Annotated in this window: 10 protein-coding genes; 2 read left to right on the forward strand and 8 right to left on the reverse strand. The window is 53.4% G+C overall.

Features of this window, described 5'->3' with window-relative positions; translation table 11 throughout:
- Window positions 1-14: 14 nt before the first annotated feature.
- The 5 genes from LQ229_RS01365 to LQ229_RS01385 all read right to left on the reverse strand — a co-directional run bounded on the left by LQ229_RS01365 (window position 15) and on the right by LQ229_RS01385 (window position 7,539).
- Window positions 15-1,226 (reverse strand): transcriptional regulator, encoded by a 1,212-nt coding sequence (locus LQ229_RS01365; RefSeq protein ID WP_230190746.1) that lies wholly within the window; start codon window positions 1,224-1,226, stop codon window positions 15-17.
- 18 nt (window positions 1,227-1,244) lie between these two features.
- Complete coding sequence (locus LQ229_RS01370; RefSeq protein WP_230190747.1) at window positions 1,245-2,078, reverse strand: beta-glucanase/beta-glucan synthetase; 834 nt, start codon at window positions 2,076-2,078, stop codon at window positions 1,245-1,247.
- Window positions 2,079-2,334: 256 nt separating this feature from the next.
- Window positions 2,335-3,654: a M56 family metallopeptidase gene (locus LQ229_RS01375; RefSeq protein ID WP_230190748.1), complete on the reverse strand. Its 1,320-nt coding sequence runs from the start codon at window positions 3,652-3,654 to the stop codon at window positions 2,335-2,337.
- Window positions 3,655-3,669: 15 nt separating this feature from the next.
- Entirely contained in the window at window positions 3,670-4,047 is a 378-nt protein-coding gene (locus tag LQ229_RS01380; RefSeq protein WP_216537259.1) for a BlaI/MecI/CopY family transcriptional regulator, read from the reverse strand.
- Between the two features lie 102 nt (window positions 4,048-4,149).
- Window positions 4,150-7,539, reverse strand: coding sequence for an AAA family ATPase (locus LQ229_RS01385; protein WP_230190749.1), 3,390 nt, complete (start codon window positions 7,537-7,539; stop codon window positions 4,150-4,152).
- Window positions 7,540-7,674: 135 nt separating this feature from the next.
- On the opposite strand from LQ229_RS01385, the gene LQ229_RS01390 reads away from it, so the two are divergent.
- Window positions 7,675-8,448 (forward strand): copper amine oxidase N-terminal domain-containing protein, encoded by a 774-nt coding sequence (locus tag LQ229_RS01390; protein WP_216537257.1) that lies wholly within the window; start codon window positions 7,675-7,677, stop codon window positions 8,446-8,448.
- A gap of 87 nt (window positions 8,449-8,535) precedes the next feature.
- Here LQ229_RS01390 and LQ229_RS01395 read toward each other — a convergent pair whose 3' ends face one another.
- A complete protein-coding gene (locus LQ229_RS01395) occupies window positions 8,536-15,804 on the reverse strand; it encodes a carbohydrate-binding protein (RefSeq protein ID WP_230190750.1) in 7,269 nt (2,422 codons plus the stop codon).
- Between the two features lie 444 nt (window positions 15,805-16,248).
- Here LQ229_RS01395 and LQ229_RS01400 point away from each other — a divergent pair, with 444 nt between their 5' ends.
- Window positions 16,249-16,539, forward strand: a complete 291-nt coding sequence (locus LQ229_RS01400) for a hypothetical protein (RefSeq protein ID WP_230190751.1) — start codon at window positions 16,249-16,251, stop codon at window positions 16,537-16,539.
- A 1,588-nt stretch (window positions 16,540-18,127) separates the two neighbouring features.
- Here LQ229_RS01400 and LQ229_RS01405 read toward each other — a convergent pair.
- Together LQ229_RS01405 and LQ229_RS01410 are read right to left on the reverse strand one after the other, a co-directional pair.
- A complete protein-coding gene (locus LQ229_RS01405) occupies window positions 18,128-18,793 on the reverse strand; it encodes a class II aldolase/adducin family protein (RefSeq protein ID WP_230190752.1) in 666 nt (221 codons plus the stop codon).
- 20 nt (window positions 18,794-18,813) lie between these two features.
- Window positions 18,814-20,301: a rhamnulokinase family protein gene (locus LQ229_RS01410; protein ID WP_230190753.1), complete on the reverse strand. Its 1,488-nt coding sequence runs from the start codon at window positions 20,299-20,301 to the stop codon at window positions 18,814-18,816.
- Window positions 20,302-20,353: the final 52 nt, after the last annotated feature.

Here is a 20,353-nt window from a genome sequence, read left to right on the forward strand (position 1 = left end):
AACCGTCCCACCTTTTAAAACCGGCCAACCTCGACCTTCGTCTTGATCTCGGCTTGTTTCGCTCCCACCAGTACGATATAGGTCTTCGTCTTATCAATGATTTTTACAATCGGGTGGTTGGCCATATACAGTTCCTCTCCGTCGCCCGATATGCGTTGCTCCGCTTGCAGTTTGCCGCTGCCGGTCTCGTATACCCGAATTTTCCAACCTGTTTTGTCGGAAACGGTAGTTGCGAAATAACGGCCCGAGTCGGAGCCCGAGACAAACCCGCTTTCCCGTTTCTCGGTCAGCTTGTGCATTTTCGTCTTGCCTCCGGGGATGTCCATGACCAGCACTCTCCCCGACGGAATCGTAAAATCCTCCGCCAAGATCAGTTGTTTGTTATAAGCCGTTAGTTCCTTGCATGTATAGTTGTCGAACGTTCGGTTCGACAGGCCGCTGCCGTCCGTATTCACCGTCCCGCAAGTATCGAAGGAGGGCTTGTCGGGTACGGCGGGAATATCGAAGCTTTGCGCCTTAAAAGCAAGGGTCTTGTCATCGCCCGCGAACCCGATCTGTTCGAAAACAGCGACGCCGGAACGAGCTTTCAGATCTTCTCCGTTCAAATCCACGACCGTTGTTTTTTGCTTCGTTAAGAAATCGTAGAGATAAAGTCCGTTCAGCGTGGCATAAGCCGCTTGCGTACCATCGGCGGAAATCGCAATCGCCTCCAGGGACAGAATATCCTCATTGTCCTTCAGCAATTCGCCAAAGCGAAACTCCGATTGTTTATTTAGCTTGCGGTCGTAGAAGACGGCGCTGTACTCCATCCCGGTGTCTATCGCCATCAAACCGCCGCTGCCGTTGCCGGTATTGATCTTGGACCCGACCGCGACGAATCCGTTTTTCACCGTGTGGAATAGAATTCCATCGGATGCTTGCAGCGAAGTTTCTGCCGCTACGGTACCGCTACTCAAGTCATATAAGTACAATTTGTCCGCCAAGATGAGAACCTGACTCCCATCGGCGTAATAGACGTTCTTGATATCGCCTTTAATTTTATCCAATTTTATATTTGCGGCGACGGGCGGCGCGGTCGAACCGGATGCGGATACCGGAATCACTTCGTTCTCGCCGTTTGACGAGGCGTTTGTTGCGGCAGGGCCGGATACGGCTTTCACCGGCGTACATCCTGCGGTTAAAATTACGAACAAGGCCAATATCATTAACAACCGTTTTCTGTTCATTTTAACTTTTTTCTCCAATCATCGATATAATAAAATAGACGCGGTCTTTTCCAATACGACAACATCATCGGGGAAATCATCCGCATTCACGGGAACCGAAACTACATAAAACGTGTTGAAGTCCTCCAATTTCTCCAGTTCAATCTCGGCATTGAACACCGCCACATCGCCTTTGGTCAACATCGTTTCGAAGAATGTGCCGTCCTTGGCGCTGATGGCTTGATGGTTGATGTAAAACGTATTCCTGTAACGCACCCCGGGATGGCCGAACAGTTTGAAGGTCACGTGAAGAGCGCCTTTTTTCCCGACCTGATAATGGTCTTGCCGCTCAGCGCCGTCTAGTTGCAGTTCACTGTACACATTTGTATCCAGCGACTCAAGATCGACCGTTCCAAACCCGCTTCTCTTCTCCAGCAAATCCTGCGTCACCGGTTCGCTTGACAGCCGGACATCGCGTAACGCCTCTTGCCGCGGAATGGAGGAAGCATCGAGCGCATCGGCGTCCTCGTTAAAGTGCAGCAATCCTTCCATCCCAAGCGTCGTATGAAAGCCTCCGTAGGAAGCCGTTTCCTTCATATCCGGCATAAACTCCGGGTTGTATACGCTGGCGATACTGACGGGAAGGGTATCCCCCTTCTTGCCTGTGACCGGGGTAAACACGAAGGTGAACAGCGTGTCCTGATCCTCCCCCTGCAGATCAAAAACATGCATGTACTCGTAAGGAGCGTCGCTCGTATTAAACTTGTAAGGCTGCGGTTTTCCGTCAACAAATACGAGAAAACCGACATTTTTGGCGTTTCCGGAAGCATGCACTTTATAATCGATTTTCAATTCGCCCCCATGATATTGCAAGGGGAGTCTCCTCCCCTGTTCGTCTAGCGGAGGGTCGGCCAACCCATGACCTATACTGTTCATTATCTGGCTATTGGGTTCGTTCGCCTCGAACGGGTTCCCAGCCGGTTCGACGGAAGCGTCAGTTTCGTCAGGCTCGATATTCTTGGGGGAACACCCCGCCGCTAATATCGCAATAATGGCCAGAAAGAATAGAAGTCTATATCCCCTTTCCTTGTTCACAATGTTCCACTCCCTATTCTTGTTTTTCTACCTGTTATCGGCGGGAATCGCCGGGACCGTCAAACAACCTAAGCGTCGGCTTATTCTCCTCCCGCTTGGCTTCCGGAGATGCCGAAACGGAAGAATTCTGCTCGGAATCCTGCACAAGTGTAAAGATGTCATCGGAAGCGCTCGGCGCTGGTTCTCCCTTACTCTCCTTCGGGTCGACCGCCTGTAATCGCGTCGTATCGTCTTCAACGGCATCGCTGCCTTCCCGGATGCCGGATTCCATGCCGTCCCCGCTCTGCTTGTCTTCCGCCGTGTCCGCCGGGGTTGCGGAATCGTCTAACGAATCGTTTGTTTCCCTTTCCGCCCCATCGACCGTCGTCATGGGCCATGTCTGTTCCGGCGTTGCGGTTTCAGACGGCGCAGGGCTTAGCTGCAACACGACCCCGGTGCCTACCGTAGCCACTACGATGACGGCCAATAGGGAAATTCCCCATTTCTTGCTTCGGGTATCCATAATCGAGAGCACCCTTTGCTTCATGCTTAGCTTGCTGTCGGAAAAACTGGTGGAAAAGGCGCTTTTTCCCCTAGATCGTTGTCTCATCACACCAATAATGGCTTCGACATACTGTTGCCGCTTCGTCAAATCGGAATGCTTGATTACTTCCTCATCGCACGCAAGCTCGCATTGAAGCGCGATCTCCCGGGCGATACGGTAGACGAGCGGATTGAACCAATGCAGAGAGGCGGCCAACAACACAATGGTTTTGAACCATACATCCTTGCGTTTCCAATGTACCAATTCGTGTTTTAATATGAGCGAAAGCCCGTCTATGGAAATAGAGTCTGACGGAAGCAATACGGTTGGGCGGACAAAGCCGAGCAGCATGGGACTGGAAATGCCGGGACAAGCGCGTAATCGGACTTGCTGCGTTACCCCCAACTTCGCTTGCACCTCATGCAATACGCCCAGCGTTTCCCGATCGGAAACGGGGGCGCCCCAACGTCTCACCATTTTCAGAAAACGTCTGTGCCGAATGGCGTGACAAGCCAGAAAAACGATCGCTCCCGCAAGCCATATGCCGCCGGCAAGCATATACCACGGAAAATTCGGCGAAGTCGCAGCCGTGTGAGAAACCGCCTGGTCCAGCGCGGCATTCGTCGTCTTCATAGCGGGTATGAGCGTATCAAGGCGGATAACCGCAGCTTGCGGATGCAATCGGAACGGAATAATAAATCCGACGATAATGACCAACCATGTATAGTAACGTCCCTTGGCCGAGAACTTCTTGGCCAGCCAAGGCGTAATCGCGATGTATAGGAGCGCAATCGCGGACATCGTAATCGAACTCTCAAGCAATGCAATCATAAATTCCCGCAACGGTTACTCCCTCCGTTCTTTGGCCCATTTCAACAGATCGTCCAATTCTTGGTCTGTCAGCCGTTTGCCGTTATACAACGTATTGACGAAACTTAAAAACGAATTTTCGTGATATTGCTTCATAAAATGCTCCGTTTCCAACGCAAGGTAATCCTCTTTGCGAATCAGCGGATAATAAGTTCGTTCTTTCCCTTCCTTTTCCGTTTGCAAAAAGCCTCGCTCCACCAAACGCAGCATCAGGGAAATGACGGTCGGAGCTTTCCACTTCCGTTCGTTCCCGATTTGCTCCATAATCATTGCGGTCGTGATCGGCGGCTCGTTCGCCCAGACCACCCGCATAATTTCAAATTCGGCATCGGGCAGCTTTTTTATATTTTTCATGCGCATACACTCCTTTTTAGACAATTGTCTTTTTTATATTTTACACTTGTCAAAATTAGACGTCAATAGCTGGCGCAAATATTTTTTACAGTTGTCGTTATTTTAAAATTCGGTTTCAAGCAATCGATCGAGTTCCGCCAGAACGTTTGCGGCGATCCTTTTGTTCCGCGCGGCCTCCGCCGCAAGCTGCGGCATCGGGCGCGCCGCGGCCGCAACGCCCGGACCGCCAAGCTCGCGGCATCGGTCGAGGTATTCCTGCTTGGCCGACTTCCGGTAAAGCTCTTCGTTTAACCGGAGCGCATCCGCCCGCTGCCCGGCAGCTTCGGGTTCCAACTTCCACGCCGCGAAGCGGACGGCAGCCTGTTCCCGCCCACCCGGGTATTGGTCCAACAGCCGTTCCAGCCGATTCTTCGCTTCGTCCGGACTCAACCTTCCGATCCCCGTCTCCAAATCGCATAACTGCACACGAAGCCTGACCTGCATGTCTCTGCGTTCGAGACGGTCGGCGATCGCCAACGCTTCTTCCGCTGCCTCTACGGCGCTCTCATATTGATTCTGACGCTGCCTCAATATACACATGAAATAAAGCGCTTCGCACGCAAAATAAGGGGTGCGCAATTGTCGAAACAAACGAACCGAGCGCCCGAGCAGAAGATCGGCCTCCTCCAACCTTTGCTGAGCCAGGAGGTTGCGCCCTTCAAAACTGAGCGCGATAGCCGCGATTCGCAAATCCTTGACCGCGACCGCTTCCTCGAGACAGAAAGCGAGGCAAGGAGACGCATGCTCATAGTGCCCGAGATACCAATAATACTTGCCAAGCATACAAAGGGCGATGGCGAACCCCATGCGGTCCCCGATCGATCGGCTAATTGCCATTTTGTCTGCAAGAAAGCCGAAAGCAAGATCCATTTCATCGATGTCCATATAGATCATCGCCAATACGCCCATGGCTTGCTCGATTGTATAATGATCCCCGCTCTCCGCGGCGAGCCCGATCTGCTTCTTGATCCAATGAATCGCTTGCTCATATTCGCATTGATCATAAAATACATGCCCTATAATACCGAAAAATCGGCAATCCTCCTGGGACCGATTTGCAACAGGCGGCAATTCCGCTCTTTTCACCTGATAATCGAGCACCTTGTCGTAATTTCCTAAATAGTAATCCAATATCCCGAGCGTTACATAGACGGAACTCAGTCCCGAATGATCGTCGATCAGTTCAAAACAGCGCAAGGCTCTTTCCAAATAAAATTTCGCTTCTTCGTATTTGGCCTGCAATCGCAAACAATTGCCCAGCGCAACATCGCATAGCGATCGTTCACGGATCGAGACGGAGTGATCGGAACGTTCGAGCCATTGTCTGTACGTTGTCTCCGCTTCGCTCCAATTGCCCGCAATGATTAACGCATCGCCCAGTTTCATCAGGACGGGCAATATTCGGTCCGTAGGCAGCAAAGTGCGGAGCTTCCGATAATACTTGATCCTTGTTTCGTTGGCGTATATTTTCTCCGCTGCCGATGCGGCCATCTCGTAATAAACGACGGCCTCCTCTTGCATGCCGGCAAGCTCGTAGTGAAAAGCGATTTCCGCCGCGACGGCTTCCGTCTTTCCTTGGTGAAACTCGAGCAGGCCGCTTGCGATTTGCCGATGGCGTATGCGGCGCCTGTTTTTCTCGTCCGCCCGGTACACGTTTTCCCTTAGAATATCATGGGTGAATTCGTACAGGCCGCCGGCTGCCTCCTGCAAAATTTTCATTTGCGTCAACCGATCGATGCTATCGAGAATCGCATCTTCTTCCATGTCCGTCAACAGCGGCAGCAGCGCAGCCGATACGGGCCGGCCGACGGCGGCGATTGCGGAGGCAAGCCGCCGCTGGTCCGGCGAAAGCCTGGCTAAGCGGTTTTCGATGACGGTTCTGGCCGTAGACGAAAGCCGAAATTCGCTCTTCCCCCCAACCGCTTGCCATTCGCTTAACATTTCCGCAATGAAGAGCGGGTTGCCGCCGGTTTGCGCGTATATAACGGGCCCATGACGGTCCGCCGGATCCTCGCCGACGGTCTCGGCGATCAACCGCTTCGTGTCTTCCTCGTTCAGCGGAGCAAGCTCGATTTCGGTCAGCTTCCGTTCGATTCGCAGCCCGGCGAGGAAATGTTCGACCGCCTGACCCGGACTCTCGTCCGTTCGCATCGTCGCGATCACTAGCAGCTTCGTTCCGGAATCGCTGCGGAGAAGGTAGGAGAGAAGCTGCAACGTTTCCGCATCGCTCCATTGAAGATCGTCAAGGATAAGCAGCAGCGGTTGCTTATCCTGCAGCGCCCGTTCGATCGCCTCATACCATCGGTTCAACTGCCAATTCTCCTTAATGGGATTCGGCATCGGCAAATCGGGGTGGCGTTCGTACAGTTCCGGCAGCAAACGGGCAAGTTCCGACAGAACCGCCGGAGCAAGTTGCGTCATGGGAAAGCTTCTAAGCCATGCCGCAACCGGAACGTAGGACAGCGATCTGATCGAAGGAAAACAGCCGGCAAATGCGGTACGTCCCCCTCTCCGTTCCATGTTCGCTTTGAACTCCTGAGCCAATCTTGTTTTGCCGATTCCCGCCTCCCCCTTCATCAGCAGCAGAACGCTTCCCTGTGCCGTTGCTCCCTTCCAAGCGCCGACCAGTCGCTCCCATTCGTCGATTCTGCCGATGAGCGGCGTCGGCTTGTATGCAGCGTCCGAACGATTGCCGTCATTACGCATGAGTCGTTCCAACAGGTTCATCGTTTCCTCCGCCGGTTCGACCCCGAGTTCGGTTTGCAATACGTTGCAAAGCTCCCGGTAAGTCTTCATAACGCCTGCCCTGTCTTGATTCAAGGCATACAGACGCATTAGGATACGATAGGTTTCCTCCTTTAACTTGTTGTGAATCAGCAGCTTATCGGCCAGTACGATCGCCGACACATATTCCCGCCGGCTTTCCAAAATCGGAATAAGCTTCGCCAACACGTTTCCGTACATTTGCGCAAGCTGGCCGCGCTTCGCTTCGAGCCATTCCTCGTAAAAACCGGGCAGCAGTTCCCCCTTGTACAATTCCTCCGCTTTTCGCAATTCGTAAAGGGTGTGACCTTGCGCCGCCTGTTCAAACTCCCGCACATCCGAATAGAAAGAAAGTTCCTTATTCCACTGAATGTAAGTGGGGGTCGCAATCAGGTACCGGTCCAATTGCGGAAGACATTCCCGCAGATCGTGAAGCAGTTTCCGCAAGTTGGAAAGGGCTTGTTTCTCGGTTGAATCCGGCCAGAAATCAAAAGCGGTTTTTTTCCTGCCTTGCGGAATGTCATAGGCGAGAGCCAAGTACGCCAACAACAGCCTCATTTTTCTGCCCGGAATCGCCGCTGCGGCCGTCACGCCGTCAAAGGCGACGTTCATACCCCCTAAAAGCTGAAAACTGCAACCTTCCAATACGATCCCCCCATTCCTTAAACCGATCGTGATCTTGACACTCATTGATTTCCATATTGAAGCGCAAATTCCTGTACATTTTCATGAGGCTAACATCTTGATTTTGAAGCGTTTTTGAAACGCTCTCCTTCTTAAAATTAATATATCGGTTTTCATTACACTTAGGAAGGATGAACAAGATTGAAGAAGCAGATAAAGCTAAACAAATGGGTGAGGGTTGCTTTGCTTGCAGCGGTTCTAGCGGTCAGTTCCCTCGGGTCCGCCTATGCGGCGGCCAATCTGGAGCCGGTCAATGCGTTTTTCAACCGGGGCGTATCGTTTGTGTTGGAGGGGGAACGATGGCAGCCTAAGAATGAATCCGGCGAACCGCTGACTCCGCTATATTACAACGGCAGTAACTATTTGCCGATCCGCGCCGTAGCCGAAGCGTTAAAAGTCGCGATCGAATACGATGCCGGAACGCAAACCATCTACATTGGCGAAACGCCGGGTGAAAAAATGCCGATATTCGCCATGCCGATGGAAATCGACAATATTTATGTGACCCAATCGAAAGATCCGAAGGAAACGAAAATAAAAGGAAAGAAGTTTCAAGAAGTGCTGAAGATCGATCAATACGGGGATATTTATTTTACTCTTGACCGCAAATATAAGCGCCTCGTCTTGGATGCCGCAGTCATAGATCCCGGAGAACATGAAGTGGACTTTACCCTGTACAACGCGGGGAAAGCGGCGGGAAACACGGCCGATACGGTTCTTGAGAAACATACTGTCAGTCCGGAGGACGATGTGAAACAGCTCATCTTTAACGTCGAAGGTCTGGAAAAAATTAAAATCCACGTGCAAAGCCCGCAGTTGAATCCTTATATTTATGCGCGAATCGTCGATACTTCCTACTTCGATAACGAGGATTATGCAGCCACTGACAGCCAGAAGGAGCCGGTTATCAAATAAAAATCCACGATCAAGAGGCTTTATCCGCCAGGCTTTCTCAAACGGCAAAAGGCCGCCCGCAGCGTGTTGCTGCGGGCGGCCTTTATGTTACATAAGCTGCATCATTCGGTACAAGATAACGGCCACTTCGGCTCTCGTCGCGTTAGCCATAGGTTTGATGCGGTTTCCGTCCCCTTGCACAATTCCTTTATGAGCCAGAATCGAAACGCTCTGCCGCGCATAGGAAGCTACTTGCTCGTAATCCGCAAAGCCGCTCGGACCCGGTTCCGTCTTTTCCCGTTGCAATTTGCCCGCTACTTCCAACGCTCTTGCCGCGAGCGTCATCATATCTTGCCGCGTTATTTTCGCGGCCGGGCGGAACTCGTCTCCCGTTCCTTTGGCAATGCCAAGCGCTTTCGCAACGGCGAGGTCGTCGTAATAATATTTCGAACGGTCCGCGTCGGCGAAATTAGTGTCCGTTTCGGCCTTGAAACCGAACGCCCGCACCAGCATAACGATGAAATCCGCTCTGGTAATATCCGCTCCCGGCGCGAATTTGCGGTCGCCGGTACCCTTCAGGACGCCTTTCGCGGCGAGTTGTTCAATCGCTTCCTTCGCCCAAGGGTAAGCGTCGATATCGTCGAATGAAACGGGAGATTCATACACGAAAGCTACCGCGTAAGTGCCTTTTTGCGCCGCTTGGAACGTGATGTCTCCGAGTTCGGCGTCATAGGTTCCGTCCAAAACGGCGGCAACCTTGCCTTGCTCGTCGAGCAGCCAGATCTTCAAATATTCCGTATGATTGCGTTCATCCGCTTTCAGCTTGTACGGAATCGTAATCGTTGCCGGCGCCTGCGGGTTATTCCAATCCAGCGCCAGGCCGTCTGCGGTTACTTGCCATGTCACGACAGGTCTGTTCCCGATGGCGCCTTTCGTGTCGGGGCTTGCCGCATCCGGCACAATTCCTTTGCCGATCGTAAGTCCGATCGTCGAAGGCGAATCAAGGCCGCTGCCCGCAAGCATCCCCGTAGACACAACGAAGCTCCCCAATTCCGTGTTCACGCGTATGCGGTCTGCCCGTGTATCGCCGGAGGCCAACGCTTGCTGCGGCAGCTCCAACGTATAGGACGTCGCGCCCGCCGTCTTTTCCATCTCGACCGTAACGGTTTTCACCCCGTTCGCATCCGCTCGCGCTTGCCGCAGCGCTTCGCTTACGGCATTGGCGGTCAGTGCGCCTTTCGCGTTCCCCGTTGTTCTGTCGAGGGTCGGGCGAATGCGGATGATTCCGTCCTTAGCGGCGCCCGGCTCGTTGGCGTTCGTACCCGAACCGCCCGCGGAACCGCCGCCCTGGCTAGGCTTCTGGCCCGGATCGGGATCAGGCCCCGGACCTGGGCCCGGTCCCGGATCGGTTCCTCCGTCATACGCGAACTCGATCCAGTCCAAATTAAATCCGTCTCCGGCAATTTCAATTTCGATCGTCTGCACGCCCGCACTTAGCCGTACGCGATCCGAAACGGTTTGCCATTGCTGCCAACCGCCGGTATTCGTCACGTTCGTCGTTGCGAGCGTTTGTCCGCCCGATTTCATGACCGCCTTCGCATTGCTTTGCTGCGTGGCGATCCGGTAACGCACCTCGTATTCTCCTGCCCTGCTTGCTTGGACTTTATATTGAATGATGTCTCCCGCATTTACAAATCCGAGATTCGTAACGCCGTTCTCTCCGTCCTGAATCGCCCCATGCGTAATCGAATGGAAATCTTCCGCTTCGATTTTGCCCGGCAGGACATGCGGCTCCGGTATCGGTTCGAACTTCAGCCAGCTAATGTCATACGTTCCGCTGCCCGCGTTATAGAGCCGCAGCGTTTGCCGGCCTTTTTCCAGACGAACGGCGCCTTTTAATACGACCCAGTTGCCCCATAGCTGCATAATGTCGAGCGTTTTGATCGCCTCGTTCCCGCGTCTGAGCTCAAGCCCTTGCGGCGCGCCGTTCTCGCTATTGACGCGGAAGCCGACCATATACTCTCCCGCCGCAGGCACATCCAGCTTATAATCCATCCAATTACCGCGCTTCGCCACCCGAACGACGGTTCCTTCTTTCCCCGCCGTCTCAAGCGTTACGCCCGACATCAGGGCGTACGCATCCGCACGAATCTTGCCCGGTACGGGATGATAAGGCATGCTGCCTCCGTCGCCTTCCCGCATGAGTTCCGCGGCCAGTTCCGACTTCCCTTCCGAATCGGAGTAGGCCGTGGTCGGAACAACGACTTGAAAACGCAAGTTTTCGCGTATATCCGTCGCATTCCACTTTAAATCGATATGGACATGCCTGTTATCCGCATAGATTACATCCGTCACGGTTGCCGTTCCGTTGTCGATGGCGAAACCGTTCAAACGGATATCCCCGATTCTTTGTTCGACAAATGTTCCTCCATCCAATTCCAGAACGATACGATCGAAGTTGTCGCCGTCCCAATCGGCCAGAAGAGACGTTTCCTTGTATTTCCCCTTGAAGAACAACGTATCGGTGAGCCGTTCGTACACCGCATCCGTCGCCGTCAGATCGTATACAACGGCCGTAACGCTCACCGGGCGCTCCGAATCGTAGGCTTCCAGCGTATTGCCGATCAGCGGAATCGTCGCGCTTCCGCCGTCTTCGCCGATTTCGGCATCTCCGGCCTGCACTCCGAGCGGCAAGTTCCCTACAATCCATTCGGATACGCCAAGTTGCGCGAAACTGTTGTTGATCAATTCAACGCGAATTTGCTTGCCGTCCTCGCTGCCTTCCTCGATATCGCCCGTGGCGTTGATCGCATTGCCGACGGCGAACCAAGCTGCATTAAAGCCTTTGCCAACTTCGATCGCGATCGTCTGCTCTCCCGCTTCGAACGTCGCCATGCCCGTAACCGTCTCCCATCGTTGCCAACCGCCGGTGTTCGGGACGGCAACGGAAAGAAGCTCTTGCGAGCCGCGCTTCAATTTCAAGCTTGCGCCTTCCTGTTCCGTCGCGACCCGGAAACTAACCGGATACGTTCCCGCTTCGGCCACATTCACACGGTATTCGAGCGTGCCGCCGTCGCGCAGATCGCCTACGTTGGTTCCGCCCTCGGCGGAAGGCTCGATATAGGCGTTGCTAGCCTTGTAATATCGATCCGCGTCGATTTTACCCGGGAGCGCAAGCGGCTCGGCGACGCGGTCCAGCCGGAACCAATCAAGATTGAACGAGCCCCCTTCGAAATTCAACCGCAGTTTTTGCAATCCTTTGTTCAACTCGACAGGCTCTTTGATTGTTCTCCAGTTGCTCCACCACCAAGTGGTGGGCACTTCGATTCTGCTTACAAGCCGGCCGTCGGACTCCAGCCGAATCGCCCGCGCTTGATCTGCCCAATCTCCCGTCGCGACCCGGTACTCGATCGCGTATTCGCCGTCTTCCGGCACGTTCACGAAATATTCGGCCCAATCGCCGTCGTCGATTTCGCCGATATATTGGATCGGCCGCTGCCCTTCAGGCTTCTCTTCTCTTACAGCCGCGCCCGACACGCTCTCGTAATTTTCCGCTTCGATACGGGCAGGTATGGCAACCGGTTCGCTCATCCGTTTCCACAGATAGGTGCCGACCGTCTTCGCCGGCAGCTTCGCTTGAAACTGTACGCCGCCGTTTGCAACCTTGAACCATTGGTCTTCGGAGGTCTGATTAATGACGACGGCAACGATCGTGTCGTCAGGGTTGAGGAAAGCGACATTGGTCACCGTGTTCGGCGAGCCGTAATTGCTCTCGATCCGTTTCGCTCCCCGCTGCACGAATTTGGAGAATTGTCCCGTCAAGTAATACTCCGGCAATTTCCAATACCGGTTCCGGTCGGCCGTATCCTGAATCAGCATCGTCGGATCCGGCGTTCCGACCCATTGCTCCGGCTCGATCGCTTTGTCGAGCATCGTTACCCAAGCGTTATAGCTAATCGCCCAGTTGCGGAAATATTGCGCGATCCGGTCGGCCCCCGCCGTACCCCAAACGGAACGTTCGGACAGCATGACGTCCTTGTCCGGATACTCGTTATGCATATCGGTCATCGTCTTCGGATCGCCGCTGTAATCGTGGAAAGCGATGCCGTCGATCGCGTCGTAGCCGGCCTGATCGCTCAGGATCGGCGTCATATAGGAGAACGCGTCGCTGAAGTTATGGTCGAACGCCCATAATTTCGTGGATAATCCGTGCTCCTCCAATTCCTTTTTCAAGGCGATCGCAAGCCGCTTTTGCTGCTGCGCCGTCATCCCCATACTCGGGTATTCGATTTCCAGCAACGGCTCGTTCTGCATCGTCATGGCGTAGATCGGAATGCCTTGATCCTCGTAGGCTTGCACGGCTTTGCGATAATAGGCCGCCAGTACGTCGACGTATTCGTCCTTCAGTTTCCCCGCGATCAGGCTGTCGGACGTCTTCATCCATCCCGGCGGGCTCCACGGCGAAGCCAGAAATTTCACGTCCGGATTGATCTCCATCGCCCGCTTCACCGTGCTAATAATATGATTGTCGATGTCCTTCCGTATCGAGAAGCGGCTTAACGCCGGATCGGTTTCGCCTTTCGGCATATCGTTATAGGAGTAGAATTGCTGTGCCGTAAAATCCGGCGAACCGAAACTGATCCGCAAAAAGTTAATGCCCGCCCCATCCTGCCGATCGAGCAAATCTTTCAGCACTTGATCGCGTTTATCCGCAGACATGAGAGAAAGATTGTAAATCGTCGATTCTTCCAAGGAAGTGCCGATGCCCAAAATTTCCTGGTACTGCTTGCGCGGATCGATTTGAATCGTCGGAATGGTCGCGTCGCCCCGTTCGGTCAAATTCAGATTCGCTTGCCGCTCCAGCCTGTACGCAATTCCACTTTCCTTCTCCTGCGGCTGCAAATACCAACGGTAATCCGAAGGGTCCTTCTCCGAGCTCAGCCATACTTGCACCGCATCTTGAACGACCACGGGCGGTTCGGACGGATCGGGCTCCGGACCCGGATCGGGACCCGCTTCGCCGATAAGCGTCAGCTCGAACCAGTTAAAGTTCCATCCTCCGTTCCCCGCCGTAATCCGCAACGTCTGCGGTCCGGCGTCCAAGACGATTTCCGCAGAGACGGTCGTCCAATTTTGCCATCCGCCCGTCCGCGGTATGTCCGCCGCGGCGGCTCGCGAACCGCTTTTCGCCCGGATCGCTCCCGGAGAACCGTCCTGGCTGGCTACCCGGAAATCGATCCGGTAAGCCGCTTTCTTCTCCGTGCGAATCCGGTATTCCATCCAATCGCCCGGGTCGATCCAGCCCACATTTTTACCGCCGCCGGCATCTTGCGTATTTTCCGTATCGACGCCCGCGCCGGCATGATAGTTTTCGGCCTCGATTCTCGTCGTTCCGCTTGCCGGCACATCCGTATATTGCGGCTCCGGCTTCGCCGGTTTCGGCGGCAACGGTTTCGGCGCGTCTTTCAGGCTCATGCCGAAGCCGTACTCAAACAGCGGTTTGTAGTTCGCATCGCCGACATTGAGCGGAATTTGCTCCATATACCACGGCCAACTCATCGGCAGCTTGCCGGTAAAATCGTAATCGCCGAACAGCACTTGGGCGATCCCGTCACCTTCCGTGCCCGGCAGCCAAGCCGCCACGAAAGCGTCCCAATCCGCGATTTGTTCGTCTACGATCAACGGGCGCCCGGAGATCATGACGACCGCCATCGGCACGCCGGACATCTTCACGCGATGCAGCATAATGATGTCGTCTTTGGTCAGCCGCAAATCCTGGGAGTCGCCGAACATTTCCGCATACGGCTTCTCGCCGAGCACGACAACCGCCACATCATGCTTGTCCTTGCTCGCGCCCCTGCCCTCGCGATCGTAAGTCACTTGCGCTTCGGGCGCGACTTTGCGGATGCCTTCCACAATCGTCGTCCCCGGCGTAATATCGCCCTCTTGCCCTTGCCATGCGATCGTCCAGCCACCGGATTGCAAGCCGATATCGTTCGCATGCCGTCCGGCCACGAAAATGCGCTGATTTTTCTTCAGCGGCAACAACTGCCCGCCGCCGTTCACCTTCTCGTTCTTAAGCAAAACGGCGGATTTGCGCACCGCTTCGCGCGCGATATCGCGATGCTTCCCGGAACCGAACGAACCGGAAGCTAGCAATTCCCGATCCGTAAGAGGATGCTCGAATACGCCGGCTTCGAACTTCACCCGCAAAATACGGGAGACGGCATCGTCGATGCGCGACATCGGAACTTTCCCTTCGCCTACGAGCCCGGTGAGCGTCGCAATGAACGGCTTCCAGCTTTCGAGCATAAACATGTCGATGCCCGCATTGACGCTTTTCTCGACAGCCAGCTTATATTTTTGCTCTCCGGTCAAGTTCGGATCGCCCCAATCGTGATGGTCGGCCAAATTGTTGACGCCGTTCCAATCCGAGACGACAAGTCCGTCAAAATTCAGCTTACCTTTCAAAACGTCCGTAATTAAGTACTTGTCCCCGTGCGTTTTCAGCCCCTTCCAACTGCTCAGCGTCACCATGACCGAGCTTGCGCCGGCGGCGATCGCCTCCTTGTACGGTTCCATATACTTCTCCAGCTCGGCTTCCTCCAGCGCGACATCTCCCTGATCGACGCCGCCTGTCGTCGCTCCGTCGCCTACCCAATGTTTGATCGTGGCGACCAGTTTCGTTCCTTTCATAAATCCGGGAGACTGCGGTTCGCCCTGCAAGCCTTTCACATAAGCGGCGCCTAAACGGCCGGCCAATTCCGGCGTCTCCCCGAAGCCTTCGTACGTTCTGCCCCACCGTTCGTCGAGCGGAACGGCAAGCGTCGGCGCGAACGCCCAATGGATCCCGGTCGCCCGCACTTCCTCGGCTGTGGCTGCGCCGATTCTTTCCGTCAACGCCGGATCGTTCGCCGCCCCGATTCCGATATTATGCGGGAAGATGGTCGCCCCTTTGACATTGTTATGCCCGTGCACCGCATCGACGCCGTACAGGATCGGAATGCCCAGCCTTGTCTGCAAGGCGCTTCTTTGATACTGATCCACCATATCCGCCCATGCCTGCGGCGTATTCGGCTCAGGCAGCGAACCGCCGCCGCTAAGCAGCGAGCCGATATAGTACGTTTTGACATCTTCCGCTGTCGTAAACTTCCGTTCCGCCTGAACCATTTGGCCGATCTTCTCCGGCAGCGACATCCTTGCCAGCAAATCCGCCACTCTCCGTTCGACCGGCGCATCGGCGTCCCGGTAGACGGGATCCGCAGCCGCCGAAACCGTTTGCATGAATCCCGTCAGCAACGTTCCGCCCAGCATTGCCGCTATAGCGGTCAAGGCGACCGTGCGTTTCAGCTTCCGGATCGGTTTGAACCTGTTCAATGGTTAGCCCTCCTTTGTTCATATCGCTTGAATAAGTCAGCGTAGTTTTATCATAAATGGCGGCTAACGGAACAAACATGTAGCATTATTTAGAAGAGGTATGCGATTTTTACAATCTTTTCGCCGAACGTTCGCCCACAGGGATTCAGAAATGATTCCACATCAACACACTGTATCGCCTAAAACTCATTTTCCGTCGGATTAGCTCCAAAATCTGGAGGTAATTTACGTTTATCGACTGAATCTACTTCCTTAACGGTAAAAACTACCGCTATCTATTGCATAGACAACCCTTTCGCCCAACCCGCTCGAAATTACCTCCGCAAAATACCGTTCGTTTCGTTCCTTCCTCGTTATGAACAAAATTAACTCCATCATTTACAGCTAAATGAATGCATTAACCTTTCATTCAGAAACCTGCAATTGTGCATCCTTTAAATCGTTTTGATCGTTGCTGGGGCAAAGCCTGCGAAAATGCGCGAAAATGCATCTTTTTTCTCACTTCGAAGGGGAATGGGCTGGTTTGGGGCGGAATTCCTGCACAATGAGTCAATTTCATATTTCGCCACCGTTGATGAAACTGGCTTTATTGCTCATACAGAAGGAGATGCCCCCCTACGTTTCGAAGGCGTTTCGCGCGGCGCTCTGTTTGGCGCTGACGAAACTGACAATCCTTATTGGGCTCAAAATGAAGACGCTCCCAACCTAACGAAAGTGCGTATCGTTATTCATTGAAAATTGGCCGTTTTGCCGCCTTTTTCCCCTTCTTAGCGTGTTTTAGTTTCGTTACACTGGCAACAAGGTGATTTACGGGCTAATAGCGTGTATATGTTTCGTCCCTCGCCCGCCCGACGGGTCGTCAGCCGCTGCGGTATGATGGAAATTGACGCTTGCATCAATCAATATGCCGGAAAATCCCGGCGCATGAGACCCGTTTCGCTTTTCGACGCGTCTGTTCGAAGCCGTTGTATACTTGTAACGGATCTCACAGCCGTTATTGCGGCTCAATAGGCGGTTTTGCAAAATGCAACGGATGTAGGGGACGTTATTGTGCCAATAGAACGCCTTTCCGAACATTTACGAGCAAATAGCGTCGTCTGGATCCGTTACATTTTCAATTATGCTAAAAAATCGAAAATAAGAGCGCTCATTTCCGTTACAGTTGCTCGACCGGCGATTCAAGGCTCGCAGCAGGGCGCATAGGCAGCATTACGCGGCTAAGCAGCTCGCACCGCGAGGCACGGGCTCGCAGCGTCCCGCGCCCACGGCGCATAGCGCCCATACCGCGTAGCGCCTCTCGCCCGTGCAGCCCGAGCGCGGCGTGCGGCAACATGCATCTTTTTTCTCGCTTCAATGGAAAATGGGATAGTTTGTAGCGGAATTCCTGCATTATAAGCCAATCTCATAATTCCTTTCGTTCAAAGCGGGTTGTACCAGACCAAGATGGCGGATTCAATTTTTTAACATTTACGAAGCTTTCTTCGCTTTACGGATGCTTTGGTTCGACGGTCTAACGCGAGTTTGCATAGGTTGGATGTCAAACAGCTTAAGTCCAGCTCGATAAAAGCGCGCTTCTTAAGCTTTCGGCTTGAGCCCAATTCCATATACAGTTTCAAATAGCAAAAACACATTCAATCGCTGTTCGCTGCTTGAATAGTTTGGCAAACATCTTGCTTGCAGGTCGGGCGGAAGTGCTTATCCACGCCTCCGGGTAGCTTGCTTCGATGGATAAGCGAAATGACCGGAAATCAATCCACCAAGAGATTCAATTTGTTGCCATGCCAATAAGTAAATAAAGGCAGAGCCCAAAAAATCGGACTCTGCCTAATTTAGTTTAGATCAATTGCGATATACGGTCGGGAAGTTTTTGTCATGATATTAGAATAAACATTGGAATTTGTTTGAATTCGTACACTTCACCAAATATTGCGTTACCATGGCGATATGGCTCCATGATCGGATCCGTATCAAATATCATATCCGGTGGAACATTCCCTGCTACATGAATAATTAGTTTCTAATAACTATAAAATTGCATATTATATCCCTTCTTTGATTTGTACAAATATAATTTTGCTTGATTTGCAGCCGTTGCCAAATTACTCGCTCATAATGTTGTTGGAAACAAGAAAGTAGCTATGCAGCTATCCCACTTCCAATTTTTCATAAAATCCACCTTCATATTATTGATATTTTACAACCATAACGTTATCTACGAAGAAATATTGCCGATGTTTAAGTAAAAATTAATAGCTTTTGAATCATTTCGTCCCCACAAAAAAAGCGGTCAGGACTCGTGCTCCCGACCGCTTTTTATCAAGGCTTATTTCATCTTCTGCAACAGTTCCACCCGGTACGCTTCGCTCTCCAGCGAGGCGATTTCCTTATATTCCTCTTCCGTCAGCACCTTCGGATTGCCGACCGATTTGGCGATCAAATAAATTTTGGAGCTCTCCTCCACGACTTCCGTTCTGTAGTAAGCCTCCCGTAAATTTTTGCCGACCGTAACGAGACCGTGGTTTTCCAGAATGATCGACGTAAACTCCGGCACCTTGGCGGCCACGGCGTCCGCGAGCAAATCCGTCGTCGGCAGCACGTACGGCACGAACGTTAAATCGCCGACAAGCGCCGCCTGGTCGGGAAACAAGGTGGGCAGTTCGTTCGCCACAAGGCTTAATGCGATACAATACGGCGGATGCGTATGAACGATCGCCGTCATATCTTGGCGCGCGCGGTAACAGTATAGATGCATCAATACTTCCGAAGAAGGACGGAACGTCATATCCAAGATTTCTCCCGTCTTGACCGAGACCGGAACCCATTGGTCCGGCTCGATCTCCTCCAAAGCGAATCCGCTCGGGGAGATATACATCGTATCCCCCCGGATCGCGCTTATGTTGCCGCCGGGGCCGACGACGAGTCCTTTATCGACGATTTTTTTCGCATATTTGCTTAATTCCAATCTTATTTTCACATCTGCGTTTTGCATTTCTGACATCCTTTCTACGATCATAAAGCGAATTGCCGCACGACCGCTTTATACCGTTCGTATCCTTCTTCCCAATGCGCCGCATGTTCCGGTTCGTATCGGACGATCGGGAAGGAGTTGCGCACCACTTGCCGAATTTCTTCGATCGTGCCGATCTCCCCATGGGCCATCGCTTGAATTAATATATTGCCCGCGGAAGTCGCTTCGACAGGCCCGGCGATAACCGGCCTTCCCGTCGCATTCGCCGTCAATTGGCATAGCAATTCGTTCTGAATGCCGCCCCCTACCATATGAATGACGGGAAGACGATAGCCGACCAGCTCTTCCAATTCGTCCAACGTTTGCCTGTATTTCAGAGCCAAGCTTTCTACGACGCAGCGAATCAGTTCCGCCTTGCTATGCGGAACCCGCTGCCCGGTATCCGAGCAGAAGGCTTGAATCCGCGCGGCCATTCCTCCCGGAGCCATAAACCGGTCGCTGTCCGGATCGACGAAGCAAGCCAGCGGCGTTGCCCGCGCGGCTAGCGACTGCATATCGCCGTAGGACAACCCGCTTCCCGCGGCATCCCATTCGCGCTTGCATTCCTGCAGCAGCCATAGACCGGTTATATTTTTCATGAACAATAACTTCCCCGCAGCCCCTCCCTCGTTGGTAAAGGACAACCGGGCCCGATCGTTAATAATCGGAGTATCGCTTTCCACTCCCATTAACGACCAAGTTCCGCAGCTGATATAAGCATAAGACGAACTTTCCGCCGGTACGGCGGCCACGGCGGAGGCCGTATCGTGGGAAGCGGTGTTTACGACTTTCATATCGCCTGCAAGCAGTTCCTCCCTTACCTTCTTGTCCAGCGATCCCAAGACAGCGCCCGGGAAAGCGACCGGCGACAGCAAAGACGGCGGGATGTTCAACCGCTCCAGCACTTCCGTCGACCATGTCTTCGAGTAAGGGTCCAATAAACCGCTCGTACTTGCGATGCTGTATTCCGCCGCCTTCTCCCCCGTCAAGAAGTATTGGAACAAATCCGGCGTAAAGAGAAGCGATTCGGCGGCCGCGAGCATCGGCGAAGAACCGCGGATCATCGAGTACAGTTGAAACACGGTATTAATCTGCATCGTTTGAATTCCGGTCAGCGCGTACAGCCGGTCTTCAGGCAATAATTGGAAGACTTGCTCCATGATGCCGTCCGTGCGCGTATCCCGATAATGGTACGGGTTGCCCAGCAAATGGCCGTCCCGATCCAGCAATCCGAAATCGACGCCCCATGTATCTACCGCCAGCGAAGCGGCTGAACCGCCGGTTTCCGCCGCGAAGCGCCGGATGCTTTGCTTCAATTCATGGAACAGTCTCGGAAAGTCCCAGTACAGCCCCGAGCCGATGTGCACCGGTTCGTTCTGGAACCTGTGAATTTCCCGAAGCGCCACCTTATTCCCGTCATAGCTCCCGACGACCGCCCGTCCGCTGCTCGCGCCGTAATCGACGGCGAGCATATTGAGCGTTTGACTCACGTTACTCACTCCCATGCTGCATAGTAATGCGCGATCGCGCGATGAACCGGGG

The organism is Paenibacillus sp. CECT 9249, assembly GCF_918697855.1.
Taxonomy (GTDB): domain Bacteria; phylum Bacillota; class Bacilli; order Paenibacillales; family Paenibacillaceae; genus MSJ-34.

Excerpts from the sequence above, each read along its gene's own strand:
- LQ229_RS01365 (WP_230190746.1), bottom strand. The coding sequence starts at position 1,226 with ATGAACAGAAAACGGTTGTTAATGATATTGGCCTTGTTCGTAATTTTA.
- LQ229_RS01375 (WP_230190748.1), bottom strand. The coding sequence starts at position 3,654 with ATGATTGCATTGCTTGAGAGTTCGATTACGATGTCCGCGATTGCGCTC.
- LQ229_RS01380 (WP_216537259.1), bottom strand. The coding sequence starts at position 4,047 with ATGAAAAATATAAAAAAGCTGCCCGATGCCGAATTTGAAATTATGCGG.
- LQ229_RS01385 (WP_230190749.1), bottom strand. The coding sequence starts at position 7,539 with ATGAGTGTCAAGATCACGATCGGTTTAAGGAATGGGGGGATCGTATTG.
- LQ229_RS01405 (WP_230190752.1), bottom strand. The coding sequence starts at position 18,793 with ATGCAAAACGCAGATGTGAAAATAAGATTGGAATTAAGCAAATATGCG.